This window comes from Pseudomonas sp. EB271-G4-1 (assembly GCF_058791355.1).
Genome location: NZ_JBYTEO010000019.1, coordinates 41434 through 62196, shown reverse-complemented (window position 1 = coordinate 62196; position 20763 = coordinate 41434). Strand labels below are relative to the sequence as shown.

Sequence of the window (20763 nt, the reverse complement as noted above, 5' to 3'; positions counted from 1 at the left end):
GACTCAACGTCCCTTGAAGCTTGGGGTGCGTTTTTCCATGAAGGCGCCGACGCCTTCGCGGTAGTCCTCGCTGCGCCCGGCCAGGCGTTGCAGGTCACGCTCCAGTTCCAGCTGTTCATCAAAGCTGTTGCTCATGCTGGCGTTCAGGCTGCGTTTGATCAGCGCCAGGCCGTATGTCGGTTGGGTGGCCAGGTGTTGCGCCAGTTTCAACGCTTCGTCGCGCAGTTCGGCGTCTTCCACGCAGCGGTAGATCAGCCCCCATTGCTCGGCCTGTTCGGCGCTCAGGCGATTGCCGAGCAGGGCCAGTGCCTTGGCTCGGGCCATGCCGACCAGGCGCGGCAGGGTCCAGGTACCCCCGGAATCAGGGATCAGGCCGATCTTGCAAAAGGCCTGGATGAAGCTGGCCGAGCGCGCTGCCAGCACCAGGTCGCAAGCGAGTGGGATGTTGGCGCCAGCGCCAGCGGCCACGCCGTTGACCGCGCAAATCACCGGCATCGGCAAGTCACGCAGTTGGCGGATCAGCGGGTTGTAGAACTTCTCGATGGACTCGCCCAGGTCCGGTACGGCACTGCCTGGTGCGACATTGCGGTCGCTCAGGTCTTGTCCTGCGCAGAAGCCACGGCCTTCGCCGGTCAGCAGCAGCACGCGCACGTCGGGGTTCTGCCGCACCTGCTTGAGCGCCTCCTTCACTTCGCCATGCATCTGGGTGTTGAAGCTGTTGAGCTGATCCGGGCGATTGAGGCTGAGCAGGGCGACGCCGGCCTCGATGGAAAACAGGATGTGTTCGAAGTTCATGGTCTTGGCGCTCTCTAAGAGGTCGTACGAATTCATGGATTACTGGCCGGTGAAAGTCGGCGTGCGTTTTTCCTGGAAGGCGGCAATGCCTTCGTCGCGGTCGCGGGTGCCGGCCAGCACGGTGAAGGCATGACGCTCGAAGCGCAGGCCGCTGGCGAGGTCGGTGTCCATGGCCTTGAGCAGCGCTTCCTTGGCCAGGCGTACCGCCAGCGGTGCCTTGGCGGCGATCTGGCGGGCAACCTGCAGCGCGCGATCGACAGTGAATTCAGGCTGGGTGACTTCGCTGACCAGGCCGGCGCGCTGGGCCTGGCGAGCGTCAATCGGCTCGCCGGTCAAGACCATCTGCATGGCCATGGATTTGCCGACGGCGCGCAGCAGGCGTTGGGTGCCACCCGCGCCGGGCATGATTCCAAGGTTGATTTCCGGCTGGCCGAAGCGCGCATCTTCGCCGGCTATGATGATGTCGGCGTGCATGGCCAGTTCGCAGCCGCCGCCGAGGGCGAAGCCGTTGACGGCGGCGATCAGCGGTTTGTTGAAGCGGGTGATGGCTTGCCATGAGGCCTGGCGCGGGTCGTCGAGGATGCCGACCAGATTGCGCTCGGCCATTTCCTTGATGTCGGCACCGGCGGCGAAGGCCTTGCGGCTGCCGGTCATGACCACGGCACGGGTCTTGGGGTCGGCTTGGGCGATGCTCAACTCATCAGCCAGCTCACCCAGCAGCTGGGTGTTCAGGGCGTTCAGCGCTTGTGGGCGCTGCAGGGTAATCAGGCGTACGCCAGGCTCGATGAATTCGACGGCAAGGGTTTGAGGCATGGCGGATGCCCTCACGGTGAACGCTCGGCGCTGAGGCCGGCTTGTTATTGGATCGACCGCAGGGGCCGGTTTTGCCGGAGTATACCTATAACGTGATACGTAATATCAACATAAAAAACGATTTAATGTGTCCTATTGTCGGATTTGTGATTTCCAAAGGCGGTCTGCATGAAGCAGGCTGTTACGCCATGAGCATTGATTTTATTGGTGTTGTCGATGGTTTTGGCGGTTGAAATGCGCCCCGTTAGAACACTGCTATCAAGTGATACGCTTTTTAGTCTTTGTACTTGAAAAAGCGATGTGATACAAAATAAGTAAATATTTGCATCGCTTTTCCAAGGAACCTGCCATGACCTGCTACAGCCTTGATGGCCTGACCCCGGTGGTTGATCCGAGCGCCTATGTGCATCCGTCCGCCGTGTTGATCGGTGACGTGATCATCGGCCCCCACTGTTACGTAGGGCCGCTGGCCAGCCTGCGCGGTGATTTCGGGCGGATCGTGCTGGAGGAGGGCGCCAATATTCAGGACACCTGCGTGATGCACGGCTTCCCCGACAGCGACACCGTGGTCGAGCGCAATGGCCACATCGGCCACGGTGCCGTGCTGCACGGTTGCCGGATCGGCGCCGACGCGCTAGTGGGGATGAATGCGGTGGTGATGGACAACGCACGTATCGGCCCGCGGTCTTTCGTGTCGGCGGCGGCGTTCGTCAAGGCCGGGTTCGAATGCCCCGAGCAATCATTGGTCATGGGCGCGCCGGCGAGTGTCAAACGCATGCTTAGCGATCAGGAAGTGGCGTGGAAGCAGGCGGGTACTCGTGAGTATCAGGAGCTGGCCAAGCGTTGCCTCACGCAAATGCAGGTGTGCGAGCCGTTGGCGGAGCCAGAGCCGGAGCGGCCGCGAATCAGTGACAGAGGCCTTCGACCGAAAGGCAATACCTTGTGAACACAATCCCCCTGTGGGAGCGAGCCTGCTCGCGAATGCGGTCTGACATTCAATATTGATGGTGACTGGTACACCGCTTTTACGAGCAGGCTCGCTCCCACAAGGGGATTTGCGATTAACAGGCAGGTTTTCGGTATATTCCTTTTCTTTTTTCAGCCCGGTACGCCCATGTCGTCCCTGATACCCTTGAACCATCTGATTACACGCTTTCAAGAGCAGACACCGATCCGTGCCAGTTCCTTGATCATCACCCTGTACGGTGATGCCATCGAACCCCACGGCGGGACCGTCTGGCTGGGCAGCCTGATCCAGTTGCTCGAACCGATCGGCATCAACGAGCGGCTGATCCGCACCTCGATTTTTCGCCTGACCAAGGAAGGCTGGCTGACCGCCGAAAAGGTGGGTCGTCGTAGTTACTACAGCCTGACCGGCACCGGTCGCCGGCGTTTCGACAAGGCGTTCAAACGTGTCTATAGCACCAGCATGCCGGCCTGGGATGGTTCCTGGTGCCTGGTGATGCTGTCGCAACTGACCCAGGACAAGCGCAAACAAGTGCGCGAAGAGCTGGAATGGCAAGGTTTTGGTGCGATTTCGCCGGTGGTGCTGGCCTGTCCGCGCAGCGATCGCACGGATGTCAACGCGACGCTGCTGGACCTCGGCGCCCAGGAAGAAACCATCGTCTTCGAAACCACCGCTCAAGACGTACTCGCCTCCAAGGCCCTGCGCCTGCAAGTGCGCGAGAGCTGGAACATCGAGGAGCTTGCAACCCACTACAGCGAATTCATCCAGCTGTTCCGGCCGCTGTGGCAAGCCCTGCGCGAACAGGAAAACCTGCAGCCAGCCGACTGCTTCCTGGCGCGGATCCTGCTTATTCACGAATACCGCAAACTGCTGCTGCGCGACCCGCAACTGCCGGACGAGTTGTTGCCCGGCGACTGGGAAGGGCGAGCAGCCCGGCAGTTGTGCCGCAACATTTACCGTTTGATCTACGCCAAGGCCGAGGAATGGCTGAACAGCGCACTGGAAACCGCCGACGGACCGCTACCGGATGTGGGCGAGAGTTTTTATCGACGGTTTGGCGGGTTGAAATAACCCGTCGACGGTCAGGGAGAGTCGCTGTTCAGGAGAACCTGTTGATTGACGTAGACAATAAAAATAAGCCTGCGTGAGGCCCGACATGATTTCTACAACCGCACAGCGCCAGGATGGGTTCGATCAGTGGATCCACCAGATCAACCAGATCTGTGGCGCCTTCAACGCCCAACCCCTGGGAACCGGCTTTGCCGGGCAGATTCGCGAACACCGCAGCGATGCCCTCAAGCTCAGCTTCGTCGATGCCTGCCAGGCGCGGCTGTACCGCACGCCGCAGGAAGTCGCGGCGGGCGAGGACGGTAAGTACTTTGCGGTGTTCCAGCTCGATGGCACCGCGGGCATGGCCCAGGGCGACGACAGGGTCCTGCTGTCCGCCGGGGACATCACATTGATCGATGCTGCGCGGCCCAGCGACTTCACCTACAGCGAAAACTCCCGACAATTGTCGCTTATCCTGCCGTACCAACTGGTGGAGCAGACGCTGCGCTTCAATCAGGTCAAGTGCGGCCATCGGATTGCCGCGACATCGCCAATCGCCATGCTTTCGCACCGCTTGATCCTCGATGCCACGCGCCAGCAGAACCTCAGTCGCCAGGAAAGCGAGGCGACCCTGGAGGCGATTGTCAGCCTGCTGCGCCCGGCCATCAGCCAGAGCGACGATTGCACGGATCCGCACGAGCGCACCTTCCGCAAGACCCTGAGCGTCATCGACCAGCACATCCGTTGCGAAGAGCTGTGCCCGGAATGGCTGGCGCGGGAAGTTGGCATGTCGACCCGTGGGTTGTACCGGATGTTCGCCAAGAAAGGCCTGGTGGTGGCGCGCTACATCAAGAACCGTCGGTTGGACCTGTGTGCCGAAACCCTGCGTCAATCGGGCAAGGAACAGAAGTTGTCGGTGCTGGGGTATTCGTGGGGTTTTTCCGATTCGAGCTATTTTTCCACGGCATTCAAATCGCGCTTCGGCATTGCGCCGGGGGAATATCGCAAGCGGCATGCCTGAAGATCGCATAACCCTGTAGGAGCAGCCGGTCGACGCTCCTACAGGGGATGCGTCCTGCATTTTATTTCGGCGAGTTGAGATTCAGCGTCGGCGTTTCATCGAAGAAATTCCACGGTTTCAACAGCACATGCACCCACTCGGTCGGCATGATCGGCCATTCTTCGGCCCGGGCGATGTGGGTGGTGCCGGTGGTCAGCCAGACCACGTCGTCGGTGTTCTCGATGGAATGGTTATCCTGGGTGAATTGCCCCAGTCCCGAGTCCTTGTCCGAGCGGTTCGGGTATTTGCCTTCCGGGTACTTTTCCTCAGGGTTGTATTGCGTCACCCACAGCTGCTTGTCCATGAAGCTCAGGCGGTGGTACAGCCATTCGTCCGTGCCGAAGTTGGCGCCCTTGGCCACCGGGTGCGTGCCGCCGGCATAGGGAATCAGCTGGTACGACACCGGGTTGCCGACCTTGTTTTCCTTGCTCAAGTTGCTCAGCAGGCGCACGGTCGAGGGGTCGAACTTCTGCGCGGCCTGTTGTTCGGTGCTGACCACGCGGGTTTCGGTCTGCATGGTGCTGGTGCGCGGCCCGCCACGGTCGTTGGGCAGTACGACGGGGTTCACTTCCACCAGCGAGTTGCTTTCGCCGTCCACGTCCATGTCCAGGCGGAAGTTGTAGATGTGCTGGTGCGTGGTGCCGACGATGTTGTGATCGAGCAGGGTGCCGTAGCGCGTGTCTTCCTTGGCGGTTTCTTCGTGCATGGTTTTGGATTTCACACCCTTGACCGCTTCGATGCCGGTGGCGCCGGCGTCGATGCCGATGGTGCCGTTCTGCTGGAAGACCCAGTCGAAAATGTAGTCATAGTTGCCGACGGTACTGATCCAGCGCACCACCAGCTCACGCCGTTCGGTGCTGAGGTTGGGCTGGCCCATTTCCTGGTGTTTGTATTCCGGGCCGGCATAGCGCTCGAACACCGCCATGGCGCGCGGAATCGACGTCGGTGCGCCGGTGTAGTCGGCGATGGTGGCGTCCAGCAGCACGGCGTTTTCCGGGGCGTCTTTGCCACGGGCGATAGGCGAGGTCAGGGTGCCCATGCCGTAGTCGCCGGAATCCAGGTATGCCTTGAAGTACCAGCCGACATCCGGGTCGCCGTAAGGCACGATCATCCCGCCCAGGGAGCCTTCGTACATGATCTTGCGCTTCTTGCCCTTGTCGTCGTAGGTGACCGTGGACAGGATCGGGCCGACCCGCGAATCGAGGCGAACGTGGAAGTCCCAGTTCTGCCAGTGAATGCTATTGCCGGTGATGGTGTAGTTCTTGCCTTCGGGTTCGATGATTTCCAGCGGCTTGACCGCCACGCCCTTGCGCCCGCGTCCGTCGTAGGGCGTCGGTTTCATCGGGACCGGAACCAGCGCTTCGTCTTCGATCTTGATCAGTTTTTTCTGCTCCAGATCGACAATCGCCACCAGGCCCTCGATCGGATGCGCCCAGTAGTTGCCGTCATCGACATTGAGGTAGCTGACGATCTTCAGCAGGCGCTTGTCCTGGGCCAGCCCGTCCTTGCCGTCGAAGTAACCGACGGTCAGCGGCGTGGCGACGACTTTCTTCACATCGTTGATGCCGCGCTTGGCCAAGGCTTGCGCGTATTCGGGGCTGGTTTCGACAGCGGTTTGCACTGTGGCGAAATCATCCAGCAGCACCATGCCATGGGCGCCTTCGATGGGCTTCCAGGATTGCAACGCCTTGCTGTCGAGATCCACCAGCGCTTCGATCACGTGCTTGCCGTCCAGCACGACGATATTGGCCTGGCGCGGCTGGGTCACGTTTTGCCCGGTGTAGACGAAGTTCCACACCTGATCCTTCGGCGGCGCCTTGACCGAGACTTCGGTGAAGCGAAAGCCCGGCTTGTAGTGTTCCGATTGCTTGACGATGTCCACCGCCGCGGTGATTTCGTCCGCACTCAGGGGGTTGAGCGGGTTAGGACGGGTCTCTACCACAAAGGTCGTGTCCAGGCCGGACTGGAACACCTGGTTGATGAAGTCCTTGGACATGAAGGCGGTCTTGCCCTTGAACACCACGGGCACCGTCAGCTCCATGCGCTTGCCGTTGAGCATGGCCACTTTGCTGTCCGGCTTGACCTTGAGGTAGACACCGTCCTTGGCAATGGTGAACAGGTTCGAGTAGTCGTCCCATTTGACCGTGGCGCCAAATTCCTCGAGGCCTGCCTGCAGCGGCACCATTTCGGCTTGGCCGCCGTGGGCCTGGGCATTGTCCATGCACATGGGCAGGCCGAGCACGCTCAGGGAGATGGCCAGGGCGAGCCGGGCAAGCGGTGATCTTTTTGGCAGTGCTTTGGCGCTGGACATGGGTGCATTCCTGGGGAAAAGCCGGTGACTGGCATGCTTGCACTTTGCAACAGCCAGTCGAAACCTGCATTTGGATTCCTGCCAGATTGCTTTGACTGCCTGCCTGAATCAATTTTCCCCATTGGATCCCGATTGGCAAGCAGCCTTCTATTTATGCATCGCCAGGTACGACTTGCGCAGGTCGCTGGCCCAGCCGTCGAGCACGCCCTTGATGTTTGCCGTGGTGATGACCTGCTTGTCGTTCTCCAGCGGTATCCCCGTGCCCACGCGCACCACTTTGGCGACAAGGGTCCTGGTCTCGCCATCGAGAAAGGCGACCTCGGTGGCAATTTCACTGTCCTGGTCGCGGATCCCGGTGGCGGTGCTGACGCCTGCTGCAACCAGGGTGATCGGTAGCCATTCGTAATAGCGCAGGCCCTGGGTGCTGGCGCTCACTCGGGTGATTGCCGGTCGCACGATCAGGGTCTTGGGCCCCGGGGTGGTGACCACGGTCAAGACCTTGCCCAGCTCAAACTTGAGCACCGCATCGTAGTACCAGGTCGTGTCGCCGAGCGTGGTCTGTGGCAGGCGCTCGCTGGGTTTGGGCTGCGGGTAGTATTGGCTCGGTTCGATATAAACCTGGGTGTAGCGGTCGAGCTCAAGTTTGGGGTTTACCCAGCTCAGTACCGGTTGGCCTGAAGGTGACTGGTGCTCGGTCAGGGCGCTGTAGTCGTTCAGAAAGCCTGAATAGCTGTCGGGGGATGCGACTTTTTTGTTGCTGCACGCCGAGAGGACGAGGGTTACAGCGGCCAATAGCGGCAGCGAGAAGCGCTTTCTCATCAAGGGGTTCCTGATTGGAGGGTGGAGCCTGGCAGGTCTTCCGAGCATTCGATACGCAGATCGCCGTTGGCCATGATCCACTGGGTAAACTCGGCAATCGGCACGTGGTGGATGTATTCCACCCAGTTGCTGGTGGTCGGGCTGTACCGCTCGAAATAGCGGCGCAGCACGACCTGGGTCCGATCGTCGGTCAGTCCCAGGCACGATTGCTGGAATAGAATCGGCTCGTCTTGCCCTGGCGCACTGGTGCGCTGGTTGAGGATCACTGTGTGAGCGCTGTCGGTTGTCTCGGTTGCGTAGGTGCTGTTCGAACCCTGCATGGAAGACCTCATGAGTTGGAATTCGCGCAGGGTGCCGCAAGTGGGTTGCGACCGTATGTCCGATTGATGTCATGCAAGTAGAAATGTTGCTGGATTGAAATATATGACCCTGGCACCGGAATGGTTTTAGATACGCTCTTTTTTGGCCGTGGATCCCCGAACGTGAGCAGACTGCTGATCGTCGACGACGATGTGGAAATCCTGTCCCTGCTGAAACAGTTTTTTGTTCAGCATGCCTATGAGGTGGACTTGGCCACCCATGGTGAGGCCATGTGGGCGATGATCGAAAAGAACCGCCCGGACATCATCATCCTTGACCTGATGCTACCCGGCGAAGGTGGCCTGAGCCTCTGCCAGAAACTGCGGGCGCGGACGGATATTGCGATCGTCATGTTGACCGCGATGGGTGAACTGAGCGACCGCATTGTCGGCCTGGAACTGGGCGCCGACGATTACCTGACCAAGCCTTTCGACCCTCGGGAGCTGCTTGCCAGGCTGCGTGCCGTGCAGCGTCGCGCCGGCGAGAAAAGCCCGGGGCTCGAGCCCTCGCGTCCGATCATCACATTCGCCGATTGGCACCTGGACATCACTTGTCGTGAACTGCGTTCGCCCGAGGGCGTGATGATTCCGTTGTCCGCGGGCGAGTTCGATTTGCTGCGGGTTTTTCTCGAGCATCCGCAGCGCATTCTCACCCGCGAACAGTTGATCGACCTGGCGCGTGGCCAGGGGCACGATGCCTATGACCGCAGCATCGATGTGCAAGTCAGTCGACTGCGTCGCAAGATCGAGCCGGACAGCAAGCGCCCGGATCTCATTCGCACCGTGCGTAACGGCGGGTATATGTTCTGCGCCAAGGTGACCCGCTCATGATCCGCCGCCTGGTCGCTCGAATGGTTCCGCGATTAGTCCCGCGAATAGTCCCTCGCGATACACTCAGGTCGCGCATTGCGCTGACAATCGTCGCGGCGATGCTCGCGTCCCTGGCCCTCAATGGCCTGTTCGTACAGCTCGCCGGAACCTGGGGCCGTCCGCCCATTGAGCGCACCGGCCTGCTCGAGCAAATGGCCGCGAATGTGCGGGTGATCGAGGCAGCGCCTGTGCCGTTGCGCTCGTCGTTGGCCTCTGCCGCCAGCCATCCGATGCTTGAGGTGGTTTGGCACGAACGGCGGGCCGACTTCCATCTGCCCCCGGGCGGTTTGCAGGTAGGGCACGAGCATTCGCCGCTGCAGCAATTGCTGGGTGATGTTCCCCGTGACATTCGAGTCTTCAACCCCGGCGACTGGCCGGACGAAAGCCCCCAGGCGCACTACGTGGCACTGGTTGAGCTACGCGATGGCAGCTGGCTGTCGTTCACCCCGCCGGAACGCAGCTGGGGGCTCGACTCCAGCGTACGAATTGCGATCATCATCGCCCTGGGGCTGGTGGCTACCCTGCTGGTCGCCTGGATTGCCACGCGACAACTGGCCAGTCCGCTGCAACGTTTTGCCAGCGCTGCACGGCGCTTTGGCGATGACCTGCGCGCGCCGCCGATCAAGATCGAAGGCCCCCATGAAATACGCCAGGCCACCATTGCCTTCAACACCATGCAGGCGCAGATCCGGCACTTTCTCAGCGAGCGTACGCAGATGCTCGCGGCCATCTCCCACGACTTGCGCGCGCCCCTGACCCGGATGCGTCTGCGCAGCGAATTCATGGACGACCTGGAACAGCAGCGCAAAATGGTGCGCGACATCGAAGAGATGCAAACGATGATCAACGCGGCGCTGGGTTTTTTCCGTGATGAAAGCCACGGGGAGCACGCCACGGCATTCGACCTTTCGGAATTGCTGCAAACGATCGTCGATGATTTTCGCGACCAGGACATCGTCGTCCACTTCACGGGTCCCGCCCACCTGGTGTACGACGGCCGCCCGCTCGGGATCAAGCGCGTGATCGTCAACCTGCTGGAAAACGCCGTGAAATATGCACATGAGCCGGCAATCGAGCTAAGGCGTGAAGGGCACATGGTCTGCATCGAAGTCAGTGACGAGGGCCCCGGCATACCCGAGTCCGCCCTCGAACAGGTGTTCGATCCCTTCTACCGTCTGGAGACCTCACGCAACAGGGATACCGGTGGCGTGGGGCTGGGATTGTCTGCTGCGCGGGCGATCGTTCGAGAGCAGGGTGGGGAGCTGACACTGCGCAATCGCACCGGCGCAGGGCTGGTGGCGCGTGTGGAACTGCCGGGTACTCGCGGCGCGAAGGCTAATAAGCGTTAGCCTTCGCGCCGCTCAGCCGCAAACCGTTGCCTTAGGTTAATAGGAAGCATTACTATTCACGTCCTCGTCTCCACAGCACACCGCAATGACCCCCAAGCTGCCCCGCAGACACGGCTTTTTCGAGCATTACGAAGAGTTGATTGGCACCTGGACCCGTCGCCTGAGAAACCGTCAGCAGGCCGAGGACCTGGCCCACGATACCTTCGTGCGCGTGCTCGAGTCGGATTCGGCGGCGGTGCAGCAACCCCGGGCCTATCTGCACCAGACTGCGCGCAACATCGCGGTGGACGGTTATCGACGTGAGGATCGACGGAGTGCCATGGAGTCAGGGGCAATTGATCTCAGTGTGTCGTCGTCCGGCGACCCGGAGCATTACATGCAGGCGATCCAGTTGGCCGATTCCATCGAGCGGGCGCTCACCGAGCTGCCGGTCAACTGCCGCAAGGTGTTTGTCTGGCAGAAGATCGAGGGCTTGACCCAGGCTGAAATCGCCGAACGCCTGGGGCTGTCCAGGAACATGGTGGAAAAGTATATGATCCGCACCCTGCGGCATCTGCGCGACCGCCTGGACGGGTTGCAGTCATGATGCGGTGTGGTTATTCATCCCCGGCTCAACAGGAACTTCCATGATGGATACTCGTGATTGTGCGTGCGGGCAAACAACGGTTCGCGATGAAGCGGCGCGCTGGTTTGTGCGTTTGCAGGAGCCCGTCGTCGATGTCGATGCTCATCGCCAATTCGAACGCTGGCTGAATGAACACCCTCAACACCGGGACGAATTCGCGTTGCTCCAGGGCCTGTGGACAGCCGCCGACCTGGTGCCGGCGGCGCGTCTGCGGGCGTTGTGCGAAGAAACACCGTCACGCAGCAAACGTCGACCGCTAATGCGCTATACCGTGGCCGCCAGTGTGTTGGCGGTGGCAGTTGGCTTGGGCCTGTTCAACGGGTTGAAGCAACCGTCGCCTTACACGGCCGAGTTTTCCACAGTCCTGGGCGAGCGTCGCCAGGTAGCCTTGCCCGATGGTTCGATGGTCGACCTGGACAGCCGCAGCCGGATTCAGGTGCGCTTCGAAAAGCATCGCCGCGCCATTGAGCTGAGCGAAGGCGAGGCGATGTTCAGCGTCCAGCATGACAGCCGTCGGCCCTTTGTCGTTGAGGCGGGAAGTGGCAAGGTCACGGTCACCGGAACCCGCTTCGATGTACGCCGGGGCAGCGCCGAAACCCGGGTCGTGGTGGAGCAGGGCACGGTCAAGGTGCAGGGGCGCGATGCCACCGCCGATGATTTCATCAGCTTGACCGCGGGTCTCGGTACCCATGTCGATGCCGGGGGCAAGGTCGCTGTGGCCTATCCGGTCAACCCGGCTGAACTGACGGCCTGGCGCAACGGCAAACTGGTGTTCAACAACGCCAGCCTGGCCGATGTCGCCGAGCAGGTCTCGCGTTACCGAGACAAGCCGCTCAAGGTCGGTAATGCCGCAATCGGCAATCTGCGCCTGACCAGCGTGTTCAAGTCCGACAACACCGACGCGTTGCTCAAGGCCTTGCCGAGCATCCTTCCGGTGGCCGTGCGCACGCTCGATGACGGCAGCCAGGAAATAATTTCAAAATAAAATTCAGGTTTTTTTCGAGTTCAGCGTCTTCCTGTTCAACTGCAACTGGTTTGCATTAACAAGCGCACACTTTTGCGATCTTCAGGACTACGTTCGACGTGAAAAAAACCATCGCTAAAAACAACAATTCCCCTTGGTTGCCGCTGGCCCTTGCACTGGCGGTCAACCTGGCGCTGCCCCAGGCATTCGCTGGAGAGGCTATCCGCATCCCGGCGCAACCTTTGGGGCAGGCCCTGAGCCAGTTGGGCCAGCAAACGTCGCTGCAGGTTTTTTTCAGTCCGGAACTGGTGGCCGGCAAACAGGCCCCGGCAGTGGATGGCAATATCGCGCCGGAAGAAGCGCTGCGCCAGTTGCTGCAAGGCAGCGGCCTGCAATACCAGATCAACGAAGGCTCGGTGACGCTGCTACCGGCCCCTGCGGCAGATGGCCCGCTGGAGCTGGGCATGACCGACATCAAGGTGGTGGGCGACTGGCTCGGTGATGCCGATGCCGCGGTGGTGCAGAACCACCCCGGCGCCCGTACCGTGATTCGCCGCGAGGCCATGGTCGAGCAAGGCGCGATGAATGTCGGCGACGTATTGAAGCGCGTGCCGGGTGTGCAAGTGCAGGAGGCCAACGGTACCGGTGGCAGTGATATTTCTCTGAACGTCGGTGTTCGCGGGCTGACTTCGCGCCTGTCGCCACGCTCGACCGTGTTGATCGATGGCGTGCCGGCGGCCTTCGCCCCCTATGGCCAGCCGCAGTTGTCCATGGCGCCGATTTCCTCCGGCAACCTCGACAGCATCGACGTGGTGCGCGGCGCCGGCTCCGTGCGTTACGGGCCACAGAACGTGGGCGGGGTGATCAACTTCGTGACCCGTGCGATCCCGGAACAAGCCTCGGCTGAAATCGGCAGCACCCTGGAAACCTCCCAACACGGTGGCTGGAAGCACATCGATACGCTGTTCGCCGGCGGCACCGCCGACAACGGCATGGGCATGGCGCTGTTGTATTCCGGGGTGAACGGCAACGGTTATCGCAAAAGCAACAATGGCAATGACATCGACGACGTGATTCTCAAGACGCACTGGGCGCCGACCGATGTGGATGACTTCAGCCTCAACTTCCACTATTACGATGCCAAGGCCGACATGCCCGGCGGCCTGACCCAGGCCCAGTATGACGCCGACCCGTTCCAGTCCGACCGCGACCACGACAACTTCAGTGGCCGCCGCAAGGACGTGTCGTTCAAGTGGATTCGTCAACTCGACGACCGCACCCAGGCCGAAGTGCTGACCTACTACTCCGACAGTTTTCGTGGCAGCAACATCGCCGCTCGCGACCAGAAGACCCTGGGTTCGTTTCCGCGCACCTATTACACCTATGGCATCGAACCGCGTGTGTCCCACGTGTTCGACGTCGGCCAGACGACCCAGGAAGTCAGCGTCGGTTATCGCTACCTGAAAGAAGGCATGCACGAAGAAGCCAGCCGCCTGGCGCTGGTCAACAACGAGCCGGTCGCGCGTCCGGGGTCGGACGGCCATGTGTACCAGGACCGTACCGGGGGGACTGAAGCCCACGCGGTGTATGTCGACAACAAAATCGATGTCGGCAACTGGACCATCACTCCGGGTGTACGTTTCGAACATATCCAGACCGAGTGGCATGACCGCCCGGTGCTCGACACTGCAGGCAAGCCAGTGCAGGAAAAACGCCGCAGCATCGAGAGTAACGAGCCGCTGCCGGCGCTGAGCGTGATGTATCACATGTCTGATGCCTGGAAACTGTTCGCCAACTACGAAACCTCGTTCGGCTCCCTGCAGTATTTTCAGCTCGGCCAGGGTGGCGCAGGTGACGAAACGGCCAATGGCCTGGAACCGGAAAAGGCCAAGACCTACGAACTCGGTACGCGTTACAACGATGAGGTGTGGGGCGGTGAAGTGACGCTGTTCTACATCGACTTCGATAAAGAGCTGCAATACATCAGCAACGATGCGGGCTGGACCAACCTCGGCGCTACCACGCACCGGGGCATCGAGGCATCGGTGCACTACGACATGGCGGCGCTGGACCCACGGCTGGCCGGTCTTACCGCCAATGCCGGCTACACCTACACCCGCGCCGTCTATGAAGGAGAGATTCCGGACTTCAAGGGGCGTGACCTGCCGTTCTACTCGCGCCAGGTAGCAACCGCTGGCCTGCGCTACGACATCAATCGCTGGACCTACAACCTGGATGCCTTCGCCCAGTCCAAGCAACGCTCCCCCGGCGTGGCGGTGAATGCTGACGGTAGCTTCAGCAACAACTACATCACCGAAGGCACAGCGGATGGGCAGTACGGCGACATTCCGGGCTACGTCACCTGGAACGTGCGCGCCGGCTATGATTTCGGTCCGCAGGTGTCGAACCTGAAGCTGGGGGCCGGGGTGAAAAACATCTTCGACAAGCAGTACTTCACCCGCTCCAGCGACAACAACGCGGGCATGTACGTCGGCACGCCGCGCACGTTCTTCGTGCAGGCCAGCGTCGGGTTCTGAGAGACCGGGGTCGGAACGCCGCCGGGTGGCGTTCCGACGATGCTTTTAAACCTTCAACACTCTCCCGCCAATCGCCACCGCCAGCAGCAACAGCGCCATCAAGCCGAAGGCAAAACTCAAGCTGGCGGCATGGGCGACAAATCCGATCACCGCAGGCCCTGCGAGTATCCCCGCGTAACCCAGGGTGGTAATGGCCGGCACGGCGATGCTTTGCGGCATCACGGTCTGCTTGCCCACCGCGGTATACAGCACTGGGACGATGTTCGAGCATCCGGCTCCCAGCAGCGCATAGCCCGCCAGCGCCGCTTCCCAGCTGGGGGCGAACGTGGCCAGCAGCAGACCGGCCGCCGCCGCCGCCCCACCGAAGACAATGACCCGCGTTGCGCCCAGGCGACGCACGATGGCGTCACCGGTCAACCGGCCCACCGTCATGGTCAGTGCGAAAGCCGCGTAACCCAGGCCGGCGTAGGCCTTGTCGATGCCGCGTTCCTGCACCAGGAACACCGCGCTCCAGTCCAGGGCGGCACCTTCGGCGAGGAACACGATGAAACACATCCCGCCGATAAACAGCACGATACCGTGGGGAACAGCGAAGGCCGGCCCCGAACTTTCGCTGCCATAGGGCAGCATGTGCGGGGCAGCCTTGAGCAGTGCGACCAGCAGCAACACGATGACCACCAGCATCGCCCCCAGTGGCGCAAGCCCCAGGCCGAGCAGCGCACTGACGCCCGCCGCGCCGACGATTCCGCCCAGGCTGAACAACCCGTGAAACCCCGACATCATGTTTTTGCCACTGGCGCGCTCGACGATCACCGCCTGCAGGTTCACCGTCGAATCGACGGTGCCCAGGCCCGCGCCGAACATGAACAATGCGCCAATCAAGGCCGGAATCGACGATACCGTGGCCAGCAAAGGCAACGCGGCACAGATCAGCAAGGTGCCACCGGTCGCCACTTTGCGGCACCCGAAGCGCGTGGCCAGGATTCCAGCTATAGGCATCGCCAGTATCGAGCCCACACCGAGGCACAGCAGCAACAAACCCAGGGTGCCTTCGTCCAGCCCGGCCCGCGCCTTGGCATAGGGCACCAGCGGCGCCCACGCGGCGATGCCGAACCCGGCGATGAAAAAGGCGACGCGCGTGGACATCTGTTCCAGGCGCCCTGGCACGAATGAGGTCTGGGTGTTGAGGTTGGTCATATCAATCCTTGGAAAAATCGTCGCGTCTGCAACTGACAGTGATCAGGCCCTGAGGGTTCGCTCAGCGTCCGTGATCTGGCACGCCCACAGGCTGACATCCTTGCACAGCCAGACGGTGTTTCGCGATATGTTGTGCCAGAACCAGATGTCCAACAGGGAGGGCGCCATGGCGCGGATGTACGATGCACGGGGCAATATCTACAACGTGGTGGCGCCCGAGGCGCTGCGCCAACAGGGCATCGACGTGCCCGATCAGGCCGACCGCGTCGCGCAAACTCGCGAGGACTGGGCGCTGGCGGCCATCGAAGCGTGCTGTGCCTGGGCGCCCGGCACGCAACCGCCGGGCAGCAAGGATCATTGCAGCGACGGTTTGCTGGTCGGGCCGTTTCAGTCATCGCCGCCCTTTGACCTGTTGATCGTCAACACCGACGGCACCCTGGCCGAGCGCAGCGGCAACGGGTTGACAATTTTTTCCCAGGCGTTGAGCGATCAGGGACTGTTTCCGAGCGATGAAGCCTGCGTACTCAGGGTACATCACGACAAATCCGACACACCCTCGCCGGGGCAAACATCGGTGAAAGCCGCGCAAGTCGAGGGTGCGCAGGGTTTCTGGCTAGACCTGGGCCAGCCTGGCTTCGGGCCATCGGCGGTCAGTGCCGTTGACGTTGAAGCTGTGCAGTTGAACGGCCGTGAGCTCAGCCACGTGCGTCAGTTGTCAGCACTTAATGGCGCCTGGTCGCGCAGTCAGTTTGCCAGGGTCGGCAATCCGCATTGCGTGACGCTGGTGGACAGTGCCGAGGCCTTGCCGGGCAATGAGCAGATGAGGCAATCGCCATTGGCCGAGGGACTGATGCGGATCGCCTATGCGATGCCTGCAGGTGCAGGTAAACCCTGTCCGGCAGGGATTAATCTGCAATGGGCGATGCGTGAGTCCGAAGGTCATGTTGTCGCGCGGGTGTTCGAGCGCGGGGAAGGGCCGACGGCGTCCTCGGGGACGAGTGCGTCGGCGGTGGCGTGTGCGGCGTGGCGGGTAGGTTGGGTGAGTGCCGGCGAGGTGAAAGTGGTAATGCCGGGTGGTACGGCGCCGATTTTGCTGGAAGAGGAGCAGGGGGAGCTGAGTCGGGTCAGCCTGTTTGGTACAGCTCGATTAGTGAGGTGAATTTGAGATCGCCTTCGCGAGCAGGCTCGCTCCCACAGTAGTTTTTTGTCGTTCACAAAACTGTGGGAGCGAGCCTGCTCGCGAAGGGGTCAGTCCAATCACAGCAACCTTCAGATCTGCTCGCTGGAGAACTCCACCACCGGCATCGTGCGCTTCATCAATACCTTGCCGCCGCGTACCGAATACAGCGGCAAGCCCTGGCTGCGGATCACCTCGTAATCGCTTTCCGCCGAGAGGATCAGCAGATTCGCCGGCCGTCCGGGTTCGAGCCCGTAGCGCTCGCCCAGGGCCATGGCCTTGGCGCTGTTGACGGTGACCAGGTCCAGGGCGTTTTGCAGGTTGCGATACCCGAGCATGTGGCAGATATGCAGGCCGGCTTCGAGCACCCGCAGGATGTTGCCGTTGCCCAGCGGGTACCAGGGGTCGACGATCGAGTCCTGGCCGAAACATACGTTCATGCCGGCTTCCAGCAGTTCGTTGACCCGGGTCACACCCCGGCGTTTCGGGAAATTGTCGAAACGTCCTTGCAGGTGAATGCTTTCGGTAGGGCAGGAGACAAAGCTGATCCCTGCGTGCCCAAGCAGGCGAAACAGCTTGGCGCAGTAGGCGTTGTCGTACGAGCCCATGGCCGTGGTATGGCTGGCGGTGACCCGCGAGCCCATGTCGCGGCTGCGGGCTTCTTCGGCCAGCACTTCAAGGAAGCGTGACTGCGGGTCGTCGGTTTCATCGCAATGCACGTCCACCAGGCAGCCCGTGCGCTCGGCCAGGTCCATGAGGAACTTCACCGAGCTGACGCCCTGGTCGCGGGTGTACTCGAAGTGCGGAATGCCGCCTACCACATCGGCACCCATGCGGATGGCTTCTTCCATCAGCTCGCGGCCATTGCGGTATGACTCGATACCTTCCTGGGGGAATGCGACGATCTGCATGTCGACCAGATGCCGGCTTTCTTCGCGCACCTCGAGCATGGCCTTGAGCGCCGTGAGCTGCGGGTCGGTGACGTCGACGTGGGTGCGCACGTGCTGGATACCATGGGCGGCAAGAGCCTGGAGGGTTTTCCTGGCGCGAACCCTGGTGTCTTCTTCGGTGATGGTGACCTTGCGCTCACCCCAGCACTCAATGCCTTCGAACAGCGTGCCGCTCATGTTCCAGCGCGGCTCGCCAGCGGTCAGGGTGGCGTCGAGGTGGATGTGCGGCTCGACGAAGGGCGGCACCACCAGGTTGCCACCGGCGTCCAGATCGTCGGGGCCCAGGGTCGGCGCTTCGGTCTGCCGGGCGATGTTGCTGATCAGGCCGTTTTCCAGGTGCAGCTCATGCAGGCCTTCCTGGTTGCGCAGCCGGGCGTTGATGATGTGCATCGGGCAGATCCTTTCAGAGAACCGTTTGGACAATAGCTCTACGTTAGCTCGGCAGCGGCGAATGCCGCCAGTGGTCTTTTCGCGGATGTACACTCTCTACTGTCAGGCCGTCATATCCAGCGGCAAAAAACGCATCAGCGCAGCGACAACGGCTTCAGGCGCATCCTCCTGCACCAGATGCCCGGCGTTGGCCACCGCATGAAACTGCGCTCCAGGTATCATCTGCTGCAAGGCACGCCCGCGATCGATGGGAATCCATTGGTCGTCCTTTCCCCAGAGAATCTGCACTGGGCAGCGAATCGTCGGGTACAGCCCCTCGGCCTCGCGGGTGTAGCGTTCGTCCATTTGCGCGATCTGCCGATAGAATCCCGCTTGCCCAGGATCACCCAACCACGGTTGCACGTAGGGTGCGAGTTCGTCATCCGGGATGTCTCGCTTGATTGCCCCGCGAATATAAGCCGCCACGATGGCTCGCTGGATATAGTCCGGCACACCACTGAAAGCGGCTTCGTACTGACGGACATGCTGCACGAACGGCGACCCCCAGGGCGTTAGCGCCACCGGATCGATCAATGTCAGGCTGCGGTAATCCTTGCCGTTGAGCAAATGGCTGCGCAGGGCGGTTGCCCCGCCAAAGTCGTGGGCCACCACATCCGGGCGGTCCAGGCCCCAGTGTTCCAGCAATTGGGCCAACAGTTGGTTTTGTACTCCCAGGGAAACATCGCCATCGACCTTTTCCGATTGCCCGTAGCCCAGCAAGTCGAAGTAGTACACCCGGTGGGTGGCGATGAAGTGCGGCGCAATCCGGTGCCAGACAAACGAAGAGAAGGGCGTGCCGTGCACGAACACCAGCGGCGGTCCATCGCCGCGTACGGCGTAGCGAACGTTATGCCCATTGAAACGATAGCTTTGAGCCAGCGGCCAGTCAGTCATTTGCGTGTCCTCTTGGCGGATGCAAGGGCAAAGCATAGGCATAAAAAAACCACCGGTCTCGGTGGTTTTTTTGATCGAATGGCTCACTCGCCGCGATAGATGCACCCACTGGTGCAGGTCTCGTGAATCCGGATGGCGCTCAATTCCGGCAGCAGCGGCTTGAGTTCAGCCCAGATGAATTTGGCCAGCACTTCACTGGTCGGATTCTCCAGGCCAGGAATATCGTTCAGGTAGTTGTGGTCCAGACGCTCGTACAACGGCTTGAAGATCGCCTTGATTTCCGAGAAATCACGAATCCAGCCAGTATGCGGGTCGAGGTCGCCACTGAGGTGAATCGCCACTTTGAACGAGTGACCGTGCAGGCGGCCGCACTTGTGGCCGTCCGGGACGTGAGGCAGGCGGTGGGCGGATTCGAAGGTAAATTCTTTGAAGATTTCCACAGTGGTTTCAGCTCTGTTCAGGTGGCGATCGCCGCGGCGATGTGGGCAGATGGCGAGTTTAACAGCTTGTCCTGACTAAAGGGTCAGCAAGCGTTCGGCGAGATGACCGTTGGCCGTCAGTTCGAGAAACTCGTCGCCCAGGCGGCGGCTTTCCTCCATCGTCGTGCGCCAGTATTTCTGGCGGCTCGGGGCGTCGCCCATGAAGCGCTTGAAGTCATTACGATCCGGCAATTTGCCATAAGGCAGGCGCGCCAGGTATTCCTTCGATGGTGCCAGCAACACCACATCCTGCAAGCGCGCAGGGCAGGCGCGGCGCCACGGCAAGGTCTTGTCGAACCAACCGGGAATCACCCGGTCGGTGAAGTGCGGATACAGCACGATGTCATTGCCGCTGTAGGGCAGGTCCAGGTGATAGTCCAGCAGGCCGCCATCGCGGAACGTGCCCGCACCAGCGCCTGGCAGGTGGCGAACGCCTTCCATCACCATCGGGATCGAACCCGAGGCCAGCAGGGCCTGGCGTAGATTGGAGGTGTCCAGTGCGACGAAGCGCGACGGGAAGTCGTTCAGCGCGTTAACCGGTGGTGCCAGGCGCGGGTCGTGGATGATCAGCCGTTCGAAGTGCCGGGCCAGCCGCGCACGACCGCGCAGGTTATCGGCGATCACCGACGACAAGCCCAATCCCAGGCGGCCACGGTGGTCATCCGCGAGCAAGCCGTGACTTTTGACTACCATGATGTTCAAGCGATAGTAGGGGTTGTCGAGCAGGGTCGCGTCACGACCATCGAGCAGATCATCGAGCATGCGCCGCGAGCTTTGGCTGATCTGCGCCATGGTTACGCCTTTGGCGAAGTTTTGTTCGGTATAGAGGTGGCCAAGGCGCCGCAAGCCTTCGGCAGCATCCGGCAGGCAGGCGCTGGCAAAGCGCCAGGAGCCCACCGATGCGCCGATCAACGAGCGCTCGCGCGGTGCCGCCGGCAGCCATTCGCCGAACAATGCCAGGTCCAGCCCCTGAATCCCCAGGGCTTTGGGCCCACCAGCCGCGCCGGGTAGCGTGCCAACATCCGCAGCGCTCAAGCCACGCTCGCGAATGCGCGCCAGCGCCCTGGCGCCGGCCTTGAGGGTCAGGGAGGGGAACTTGATATGGATAGCGGTCATAC

General features: G+C 61.4%; 20 protein-coding genes. 10 read left to right on the top strand and 10 right to left on the bottom strand.

Annotated elements, in window-relative coordinates:
• Nucleotides 1-3 precede the first annotated feature (3 nt).
• Nucleotides 4-795, bottom strand: coding sequence for a 2-(1,2-epoxy-1,2-dihydrophenyl)acetyl-CoA isomerase PaaG (paaG, locus tag AC3WWR_RS11845; protein WP_020795545.1), 792 nt, complete (start codon nucleotides 793-795; stop codon nucleotides 4-6).
• A 39-nt stretch (nucleotides 796-834) separates the two neighbouring features.
• Nucleotides 835-1608, bottom strand: a complete 774-nt coding sequence (paaF, locus tag AC3WWR_RS11840; protein WP_454866184.1) for a 2,3-dehydroadipyl-CoA hydratase PaaF — start codon at nucleotides 1606-1608, stop codon at nucleotides 835-837.
• Between the two features lie 92 nt (nucleotides 1609-1700).
• Here paaF and AC3WWR_RS11835 point away from each other — a divergent pair, with 92 nt between their 5' ends.
• The 4 genes from AC3WWR_RS11835 (at nucleotide 1701) to feaR (ending at nucleotide 4646) form a co-directional block, all read left to right on the top strand.
• Nucleotides 1701-1841, top strand: a complete 141-nt coding sequence (locus AC3WWR_RS11835) for a hypothetical protein (protein WP_454866183.1) — start codon at nucleotides 1701-1703, stop codon at nucleotides 1839-1841.
• A gap of 116 nt (nucleotides 1842-1957) precedes the next feature.
• Entirely contained in the window at nucleotides 1958-2554 is a 597-nt protein-coding gene (paaY, locus tag AC3WWR_RS11830; protein ID WP_020795542.1) for a phenylacetic acid degradation protein PaaY, read from the top strand.
• Nucleotides 2555-2722: 168 nt separating this feature from the next.
• Nucleotides 2723-3646 carry a phenylacetic acid degradation operon negative regulatory protein PaaX gene (gene paaX, locus AC3WWR_RS11825; protein ID WP_020795541.1) on the top strand — a complete coding sequence of 308 codons (924 nt, stop codon included), beginning with the start codon at nucleotides 2723-2725 and terminating at the stop codon, nucleotides 3644-3646.
• Between the two features lie 85 nt (nucleotides 3647-3731).
• Nucleotides 3732-4646 (top strand): transcriptional regulator FeaR, encoded by a 915-nt coding sequence (gene feaR, locus AC3WWR_RS11820; protein WP_033044167.1) that lies wholly within the window; start codon nucleotides 3732-3734, stop codon nucleotides 4644-4646.
• Between the two features lie 61 nt (nucleotides 4647-4707).
• On the opposite strand, the gene tynA is transcribed toward feaR, so the two are convergent.
• The 3 genes from tynA to AC3WWR_RS11805 form a co-directional block, all read right to left on the bottom strand.
• On the bottom strand, nucleotides 4708-6996 hold the full coding sequence (gene tynA / locus AC3WWR_RS11815) for a primary-amine oxidase (RefSeq protein WP_454866182.1): 2289 nt from the start codon (nucleotides 6994-6996) through the stop codon (nucleotides 4708-4710).
• A gap of 147 nt (nucleotides 6997-7143) precedes the next feature.
• Nucleotides 7144-7815: a DUF3313 domain-containing protein gene (locus AC3WWR_RS11810; RefSeq protein ID WP_033044166.1), complete on the bottom strand. Its 672-nt coding sequence runs from the start codon at nucleotides 7813-7815 to the stop codon at nucleotides 7144-7146.
• Nucleotides 7815-8135 (bottom strand): hypothetical protein, encoded by a 321-nt coding sequence (locus AC3WWR_RS11805; protein WP_033044164.1) that lies wholly within the window; start codon nucleotides 8133-8135, stop codon nucleotides 7815-7817. Before AC3WWR_RS11805 ends, AC3WWR_RS11810 begins: the two co-directional genes overlap by 1 nt.
• A gap of 120 nt (nucleotides 8136-8255) precedes the next feature.
• On the opposite strand from AC3WWR_RS11805, the gene AC3WWR_RS11800 reads away from it, so the two are divergent.
• From AC3WWR_RS11800 to AC3WWR_RS11780, 5 genes are all read left to right on the top strand, one after another.
• Nucleotides 8256-9005 carry a response regulator gene (locus AC3WWR_RS11800; protein ID WP_050511638.1) on the top strand — a complete coding sequence of 250 codons (750 nt, stop codon included), beginning with the start codon at nucleotides 8256-8258 and terminating at the stop codon, nucleotides 9003-9005.
• The gene (locus AC3WWR_RS11795) at nucleotides 9002-10393 is read left to right on the top strand and encodes an ATP-binding protein (protein WP_454866181.1); all 1392 of its coding nucleotides are present in this window, start codon (nucleotides 9002-9004) and stop codon (nucleotides 10391-10393) included. Before AC3WWR_RS11800 ends, AC3WWR_RS11795 begins: the two co-directional genes overlap by 4 nt.
• Nucleotides 10394-10478: 85 nt before the next feature.
• Nucleotides 10479-10979 (top strand): sigma-70 family RNA polymerase sigma factor, encoded by a 501-nt coding sequence (locus AC3WWR_RS11790; protein ID WP_020795534.1) that lies wholly within the window; start codon nucleotides 10479-10481, stop codon nucleotides 10977-10979.
• Nucleotides 10980-11019: 40 nt separating this feature from the next.
• Nucleotides 11020-12003 (top strand): FecR family protein, encoded by a 984-nt coding sequence (locus AC3WWR_RS11785; RefSeq protein ID WP_454866180.1) that lies wholly within the window; start codon nucleotides 11020-11022, stop codon nucleotides 12001-12003.
• A gap of 98 nt (nucleotides 12004-12101) precedes the next feature.
• The gene (locus AC3WWR_RS11780; protein ID WP_454866179.1) at nucleotides 12102-14519 is read left to right on the top strand and encodes a TonB-dependent siderophore receptor; all 2418 of its coding nucleotides are present in this window, start codon (nucleotides 12102-12104) and stop codon (nucleotides 14517-14519) included.
• Nucleotides 14520-14564: 45 nt separating this feature from the next.
• On the opposite strand, the gene AC3WWR_RS11775 is transcribed toward AC3WWR_RS11780, so the two are convergent.
• Nucleotides 14565-15716 (bottom strand): MFS transporter, encoded by a 1152-nt coding sequence (locus AC3WWR_RS11775; protein WP_020795531.1) that lies wholly within the window; start codon nucleotides 15714-15716, stop codon nucleotides 14565-14567.
• A gap of 166 nt (nucleotides 15717-15882) precedes the next feature.
• Here AC3WWR_RS11775 and AC3WWR_RS11770 point away from each other — a divergent pair, with 166 nt between their 5' ends.
• Nucleotides 15883-16875, top strand: coding sequence for a diaminopimelate epimerase (locus tag AC3WWR_RS11770; RefSeq protein WP_033044161.1), 993 nt, complete (start codon nucleotides 15883-15885; stop codon nucleotides 16873-16875).
• 110 nt (nucleotides 16876-16985) lie between these two features.
• Here the strand turns inward: AC3WWR_RS11770 and codA are convergent, their stop codons facing one another.
• The 4 genes from codA to AC3WWR_RS11750 form a co-directional block, all read right to left on the bottom strand.
• Nucleotides 16986-18233, bottom strand: coding sequence for a cytosine deaminase (codA, locus tag AC3WWR_RS11765; RefSeq protein ID WP_020795529.1), 1248 nt, complete (start codon nucleotides 18231-18233; stop codon nucleotides 16986-16988).
• 102 nt (nucleotides 18234-18335) lie between these two features.
• The gene (locus AC3WWR_RS11760) at nucleotides 18336-19166 is read right to left on the bottom strand and encodes an alpha/beta fold hydrolase (RefSeq protein ID WP_033044160.1); all 831 of its coding nucleotides are present in this window, start codon (nucleotides 19164-19166) and stop codon (nucleotides 18336-18338) included.
• 83 nt (nucleotides 19167-19249) lie between these two features.
• Complete coding sequence (gene queD, locus AC3WWR_RS11755; RefSeq protein ID WP_008056290.1) at nucleotides 19250-19606, bottom strand: 6-carboxytetrahydropterin synthase QueD; 357 nt, start codon at nucleotides 19604-19606, stop codon at nucleotides 19250-19252.
• Nucleotides 19607-19681: 75 nt separating this feature from the next.
• A complete protein-coding gene (locus AC3WWR_RS11750; protein ID WP_020795527.1) occupies nucleotides 19682-20761 on the bottom strand; it encodes a hypothetical protein in 1080 nt (359 codons plus the stop codon).
• Nucleotides 20762-20763: the final 2 nt, after the last annotated feature.